Genomic DNA, 6,432 nt, shown 5'->3' with positions numbered 1-6,432 from the left:
AGGGCCTCGGTGGCCACATCGTCGTCGGGGATGCTCAATGGCGGCACCGGCAAAACCACCTCGGCCTATCGCCCTCCATTACGCGGTCGCCCTGGGCATGCCGACACCGCTGCCCGCCGCCGACGCGCCCAGCCACTCCGCCTACGACTGGTTCAAGACCGCCCAGGCCGAGGGCTTCGAGACCCCCGCCAACCTGGTCGTCGAACGGTACCCGTTCGACGACATCGCCGAGTACGTCCGCGGCAAGCGCGCCGAGTTCGGCGTGACCATGGTCGACGCGGGCGGCGCCAGCACCGGCTGCCGACGGGTTCGACGAAATACCGGTACTCCGGCGGTGGTTCAAGGCGGGCGTGATCGACCGCGGTCGGCTCGCACCGGGCCGCCGCGCCCACGCGTCAGCCGACCGGCGCGGAATGCCAGAACGTGGATACCGACTGGGAACGCCGAGGCGTCGATGTGGAAATCTATCCGAACAAGCGCCGCTGGATCTCCAGCCGGTAGTCCTCAAGCGTCCTGTCGAGATGTGCCGCCGTGGCCTGGGCCGCCTCGTCGGGCCGGCCGTCACGAATGGCCCGGTAGATCGCCTCATGCTCCTCGACCGCCGACGCGGCGCCCTCGCCGAGCGCGTCGTGGATCCCTATCGCGCTCGACTGCCGCTGCAGTCGTCGCGCGTCCCGCACGGCGCTGACGAGGAAGGTGTTGTGTGAGGCCGCGGCCACGGCCGCATGGAAGTCGTCGTCCCCCTTGTTGAACGTGTCGACCTGATTGTGGACGAACCCGTGTCGGCACTGCTGCATGGCGACTTCGATGCTACGCAGCTCGGCGGGAGTGGCACGGGTGGCGGCCAGACTGCTGGCAGCCATCTCCTGAACCCTCCGGAACTCGAACAGCATGAAGACGTGGTCGATGTCCACGGGGCGGAAGAAGCCACCCCAGCGGCTGGTGATGAGCATGCCCTCGTCGTCCGCCACGAACAGTCCGCGCCCCTTGTGCGCCCGGACCCGGCCGAGCGCTGAAAGGATCTTCACGGCCTCCCGCACCACCGCCCTGCTGGTATTCAGCGTCTGGGCCAGATCGTTCTCCGTGGGCAGCCGATCACCCGCTTCCAGACGGGCCTCGGCGATGAACTCGAGGATCCGCTCCGCGACGACTTCGTAACCGGGGCGGTAGTCACCCCGCTCGTCCGAGCCGCTCACCGCTGCTGCCGCAGCCGGAGAGGCCTGCGCCGGCAGGGGCGCTCCGACTGCTGGCATGTCGTTCATCTGTCGTGCCTCCGGGTGACTGCGACGAGGGCGGCTGACTGCTGTGGAGCCAGTGCATCGTACCTCAGACAGCAATGAGTCGTACTCATTTGACGAAGATCTAGATCCACAGAACTGCAGGACGAATCAGAGCAACAGCGAATTTATGGAGTGATATTTCCCTGCGCCTTCGGACCATCATCCGCAAACTTCTCAAGAATCAGATGCACAGACCCTTGACGTATCCCTCAATAAGGCGGCTAATTTCTTCCGCGACGGCAGCGACATAGCCGTCCACAGTCCCGACACCCGGCCGGGACGTCCGGTGTCACCTCGTCCGCGCTGCCGCTCTCCCGATCTGCTCGGGGCGCATGCAAATCCAGTGGAGTCGCACATGCCCGTCAACAAGCCTTCGTTCAGCCAGGAAAGAGTGCTCAACAGGAGACGTCCGGCGTTGCTGGCCGGCTGCGCGGCCATGGTGGTGCTGACCGTGGCCGGCTGCGGCAGCGGAGGCGGCACCGGTACGACCGCCAAGGACGGCTTCACTCAAGTACCGCAGAAGGACGGCGCGTTGACCGTCTGGGTGGATGCGACCCGGCTGGAAGCCGCGAAGCTGTACCAGAAGCTGCACCCGGACGTGAAGCTGGACATCGTCACCTACGACGGCAACGCCAACGGGTCGAACTACCTCCAGACCAAGGTCCAGCTCTTCAACCGCACCGGCAAGGGCTGGCCGGACGTGGTCTTCAGCTCCCAGAACAACGAGGTGACCTGGGCGGTCGACGCGGGCTTCGCGGCGCCGCTCAACAAGGGCCTGATACCCGAGGCGACGCTGGGGCAGTTCGCCAACGGGGCCAACGACGTCTGCACGGTCAACGGCACCCTGTACTGCCTGCGCAACGACCTTTCCCAGGTGGTGCTCTGGTACAACGCCCCGCTGATGAAGAAGTTCGGCTACACGGTTCCCACGACGTGGGAGGAATACCAGCGGCTCGGTGAGAAGGTGGCGAAGGAACACCCCGCCTACCTGGTGGGGGACGCGGGCGACTCCTTCACCCCCGAGATCTACCTGTGGGCGAGCAAGTGCGGCGCCAACGACATCACGGGCCCCAAGGCGGTGTCGGTGAACACCACCAGCGAGGCCTGCACCAAGATGGCCAAGCTCATGGACGTACTGATCAAGAACAAGTCCATGTCCATCAGCGGGGTCTTCAGCACCGACTTCGCCAAGGCCAAGGCCGACAAGGTCCTGCTCATGCCCGGTCCCGCCTGGTACGGCGGCGCGGTGTTCAAGAGCACCCTCAAGACCCCGGCCCAGCAGATCGCGGCAGCGCCCATCCCTCAGTGGAAGGGGGACACCGCACCGTCCACCGGCAACGTCGGCGGCGGCACCTGGCTGCTGTCCCAGCACTCCGCTCACATCAAGGCGGCCACGGACTTCCTGAAGTGGGTCACCACCGACAACGCCTACCAGGGCGAGAAGGCGCCCGGGTTCCCCGCCCACGCACCCGCGGCCGAGAACTGGCTGAAGGCGCAGGGCTCCTCCGGGTACTTCGCCGGAGACCTCGGCGCACTCAAGGACGCCTCCTCCCAGGTCTGGCCGGGCTGGGGCTCGGGCCAGTTCAGCCAGGAGGCGATCTGGGCCGCCACGGTCAAGCCCGGCATGACCCAGGGCAAGACCATCGCCTCCCTGCTGCCCGCCTGGCAGGACACCATCGTCAAGTACGCCGAGTCCAACGGATACAAGGTCTCCCAGTGACCCTCACCCGCTCCCTGTCCGGCTCTGCCCACCGCCGCCGTCGTGGCGCCGGCCGGCAGAGCCGGGCCGGCGTGGCATTCGTTGCCACGTATGTGCTTCTGCTGATCGCCTTCGGCATCCTTCCGACCGGCTACGCGGTCTACTTCGCCTTCACCGACGCCGGGGGCACGTTCACCGGCTTCTCCAACTTCGTCACCACGGCGCGCGACTTCCGCTTCATGGACGCCGTGGGACACGTCGCCGTGTACCTCGTCTTCTGGCTCGTCTCGCTGGTGGTGTTCGTGGTGGGCCTGGCGCTGCTGCTGCACCGCGTGGCCTCCGGGACGGTCAGTAAGGCACTCCGGTTCTTCTACTACATCCCCGGAGCACTCGCCGGCGCCGCGAGCGTGCTGGTGTGGCTGTTCATGCTCGACCCGACGGTGAGCCCGGTCAGTTCACTGCTGGGCACGCTGGGGTTCGACACCTTCGGCGAGGTCGTCGCTCCCGGCAACCTGGCGCTGCTGTTCGCGATCATCGCGTTCTGGACCGGCGCGGGCGGCTGGATCGTCGTCATGTACGGCGCGCTCAACAACATCCCCAAGGACGTCATGGAAGCCGCGCACATCGACGGCGCGGGCGCCTGGCAGACAGCCTGGCACGTGCAGATCCCCATGCTCCGCAAGTGGATCGTGTACATGGTGATCCTGGCCTTCGCAGGCGGCGCTCAGCTCTTCGTCGAGCCGCAACTGCTCGCCCTCGCCAGCGTGGGCGTTGCCGGACGCGATTACTCGCTCAACCAGCTGACCTACGACTTCGCCTTCCAGATGAACAACATCAACGGCGCTGCCGCGGTCTCCGTGGAGCTCCTGGTCGTCAGCGTGTCGGCCGCCGCCCTCTTCGTCGCACGCTCGGGATTCTTCGATGCCGATTAAGACCACCGCCAGTCCGGTCGCAGCCACATCAAGCACGGAACGGGAACCAAGCGCCATGAGCCGAGCTCAGCACTCGGCGTCACGGCGGCGCCGCCGGCCCGCACGGTACATGTCGTCCCGGCTGCTGACCGGCTCGGCACTGGCCGTGTTCGTGGTGTTCTTCGTGCTGCCGGTGCTGTGGCTCGTCCTCGCGGCAACCAAGACCGACCAGCAACTGGTCCACGACAGCCCGCTCTCCTTCGGCTCCTGGCATGCGCTGAAGGCCAACTGGGACGCCCTGACGGCGTTCCAGGACAACGCCATCATGCTGTGGCTGCGCAACTCCGCGCTCTACGCGGTGGTCTCGCTGGTCATCACGCTCTGCGTGTCCGTACCGGCGGGATACGCCCTGGCGATGACCGAGTTCCGCGGTCGACGCACCCTTCTGATCGCGACCCTCGTCGTGATGCTCATGCCGAACGCCACGTTGGTGGTGCCCCTGTTCCTGGAGATCAACGCGGTGCACCTGATCGGCACGATGTGGTCGATCATCCTGCCGTACTCGTTCTATCCGTTCGGGGTGTACCTGACGTACATCTACTTCACCACCGCCGTACCGAAGGACCTGCTGGCGGCCGCGCGGATGGACGGCTGTTCGGAGTTCGGTGTCTTCCGCCTCGTGGCACTGCCGCTGGCGACACCGGTCATCGCGCTCGTGGGCTTCTTCAGCTTCGTCGCCAACTGGACCAACTACTTCCTGCCGTACGTGATGCTCCCCGAGAGCGACCAGATGCCGGTCCAGGTGGGCGTCGGCACCCTGCTCAGCAGCGTGCCGTCGTTCAACCCGACCGTCGGCTCACTGGCGATCGAGCGCCCGCAGCTGGCTCTGGCGACGCTGGTGGCCATCACACCGGTACTGATCGTCTTCCTGTTCGCCCAGCGCTTCCTGGTCAGCGGGATGCTCGCCGGCGCCACCAAAGAATGACGCCCGCCCGCGGCGCCACCCTTGAACGGAGATCCTTCCCATGCCCCTCAGCTCTGCCGATCACGCCTCGGGTGAGGACGCACCGACCCCCTCACCCGAAGTCCGGGCCGGGGTGCCGCTGCTCGAACCACCCGGCTGGGCCGTGTCCCAGCGCGCCCTGTTCGACCTGCTCGACCACGCCTGGCGCCGCTTCGCCCGCGACTTCACCGGCCCGGACGGCCGACTGAACTACGCCGGCTCGCTGACCACCCGTGACGGCGTGGACGACTTCTACGAGGTCTTCTTCAACTGGCCCCAGCTGTACCTCCTCGGCGGCGCTGACGACCTGCTGCCCGCCAGCGAGAAGCACTGGGAGGGCGTGACCCGGCAGCTCACCGAACTCGGCATGCTCCGCGACGAGTACGAGCGCGGATACGACTGGTTCCACCAGGGCGAGAGCCTGCTCCTGCTCTACTTCCTGTGCATGGCCGCCCCCGACCGCTGGGCCGAACGCGCCCTGCGCTTCGCCGACCTGTACGTCGACCCGGCAGCCGGCAACTACGACCCCGAACACCGCATCATCACCCGCCCGCACAACGGCAGCGATCCCGACCGCAAGGGTGTGTTCGACGGCGACGTCTATCCGTGGCTGCGCAAGGAGGCGGAGACGTACGGCTTCCCGCTCGACTGGATCCCCGAGGCGGACGGCGGCCCGTACCCGCTCTCCGCGGACCCGCGCCTCGGCCCGCAGATGCGGGACCGGATGGGCGTCGGCGACACTGCGGTCAACCTCTCCGCGGCCGGACTGGTCCTCAACGCCTGGATCCTGTCCGGCGAGGACCGTTACCGCGACTGGATCGTCGAGTACGTGGGCGCGTGGCGGGAGCGCACCGAGGCGAACGGCGGTCTCGTCCCGGACAACGTCGGCCCGGACGGGGTCGTCGGCAGTCTGCTGGAGGGCCGCTGGTACGGCGGCCACTACGGCTGGTCCTGGCCGCACGGCTGGCACAGCGTGGGCCACGCGGCCTGTGTGGCCGCGCTGGCGGCGGCCACGGTCACCGGGGACGACGACCACCTCTCCATGGTCGCGACCACGCTCGACGCCCTCATCGGCCGCGGCAAGGTGATGCCCCACACCGAGGCGGACTCCAGCCTTCCGGCCAAGTGGGTGGTCGAGCTCGGCCCCGACGCCGACACACCCACGCTGCACCTGCCGTTCCGGCACAACGACTCGGGATGGTTCGACTACAACCCGGCCACCCCGCCCGTGCCGGTGGCGCTGTGGCACCACACGGCCTCCGCCGCCGACCGCGCCCGGCTGGAACAGCTGCGCGAAGCCGACGGCATCGACTGGCGTACCGTCCGGCCGTTCCGCGCCAAGGAGGAGTCCGGGCACGAGAAGGCGTGGTTCGCCTTCCTCGCCGGTGACGACCCCGACTATCCCGAGCGAATCCTCGCCGCCGCCCAGGCCCAGGTCCGCCACCGGCTACGCCGCATCGACCGCTACCGCGACCTGGACGTGCCCGAGGCCGACATCCACGTGTGGCAGCAAAGCAACCCCGTGGTCACCGAGGCTCT

5 protein-coding genes are annotated in these 6,432 nt (G+C 67.6%); 4 read left to right on the top strand and 1 reads right to left on the bottom strand.

What is annotated here, in order from left to right; genetic code table 11:
* Positions 1-464 precede the first annotated feature (464 nt).
* Positions 465-1,262 (bottom strand): FadR/GntR family transcriptional regulator, encoded by a 798-nt coding sequence (locus tag AQJ91_RS35965; protein WP_079085478.1) that lies wholly within the window; start codon positions 1,260-1,262, stop codon positions 465-467.
* Between the two features lie 373 nt (positions 1,263-1,635).
* Here AQJ91_RS35965 and AQJ91_RS35960 point away from each other — a divergent pair, with 373 nt between their 5' ends.
* From AQJ91_RS35960 to AQJ91_RS35945, 4 genes are all read left to right on the top strand, one after another.
* The gene (locus AQJ91_RS35960) at positions 1,636-3,000 is read left to right on the top strand and encodes an ABC transporter substrate-binding protein (RefSeq protein ID WP_067030072.1); all 1,365 of its coding nucleotides are present in this window, start codon (positions 1,636-1,638) and stop codon (positions 2,998-3,000) included.
* Positions 2,997-3,911 (top strand): carbohydrate ABC transporter permease, encoded by a 915-nt coding sequence (locus AQJ91_RS35955; protein ID WP_067030068.1) that lies wholly within the window; start codon positions 2,997-2,999, stop codon positions 3,909-3,911. Before AQJ91_RS35960 ends, AQJ91_RS35955 begins: the two co-directional genes overlap by 4 nt.
* 109 nt (positions 3,912-4,020) lie before the next feature.
* Entirely contained in the window at positions 4,021-4,875 is an 855-nt protein-coding gene (locus AQJ91_RS35950; RefSeq protein ID WP_067030065.1) for a carbohydrate ABC transporter permease, read from the top strand.
* Positions 4,876-4,915: 40 nt separating this feature from the next.
* Positions 4,916-6,432, top strand: a 1,517-nt coding sequence (locus AQJ91_RS35945) for a DUF8034 domain-containing protein (RefSeq protein ID WP_067030182.1), incomplete at its 3' end; no start/stop codon positions are given.

Origin of the sequence: Streptomyces dysideae (assembly GCF_001514305.1) — a bacterium.
GTDB classification, from domain to species: domain Bacteria; phylum Actinomycetota; class Actinomycetes; order Streptomycetales; family Streptomycetaceae; genus Streptomyces; species Streptomyces dysideae.
Note: the sequence above shows the minus strand (reverse complement) of the source record. Positions and strands in the feature narration are given on the sequence as shown.

What these genes read in the sequence shown, in the direction of transcription:
- AQJ91_RS35960 (WP_067030072.1), top strand. Translation starts at nt 1,636, where the DNA reads ATGCCCGTCAACAAGCCTTCGTTCAGCCAGGAAAGAGTGCTCAACAGG.
- AQJ91_RS35965 (WP_079085478.1), bottom strand. Translation starts at nt 1,262, where the DNA reads ATGAACGACATGCCAGCAGTCGGAGCGCCCCTGCCGGCGCAGGCCTCT.
- AQJ91_RS35950 (WP_067030065.1), top strand. Translation starts at nt 4,021, where the DNA reads ATGTCGTCCCGGCTGCTGACCGGCTCGGCACTGGCCGTGTTCGTGGTG.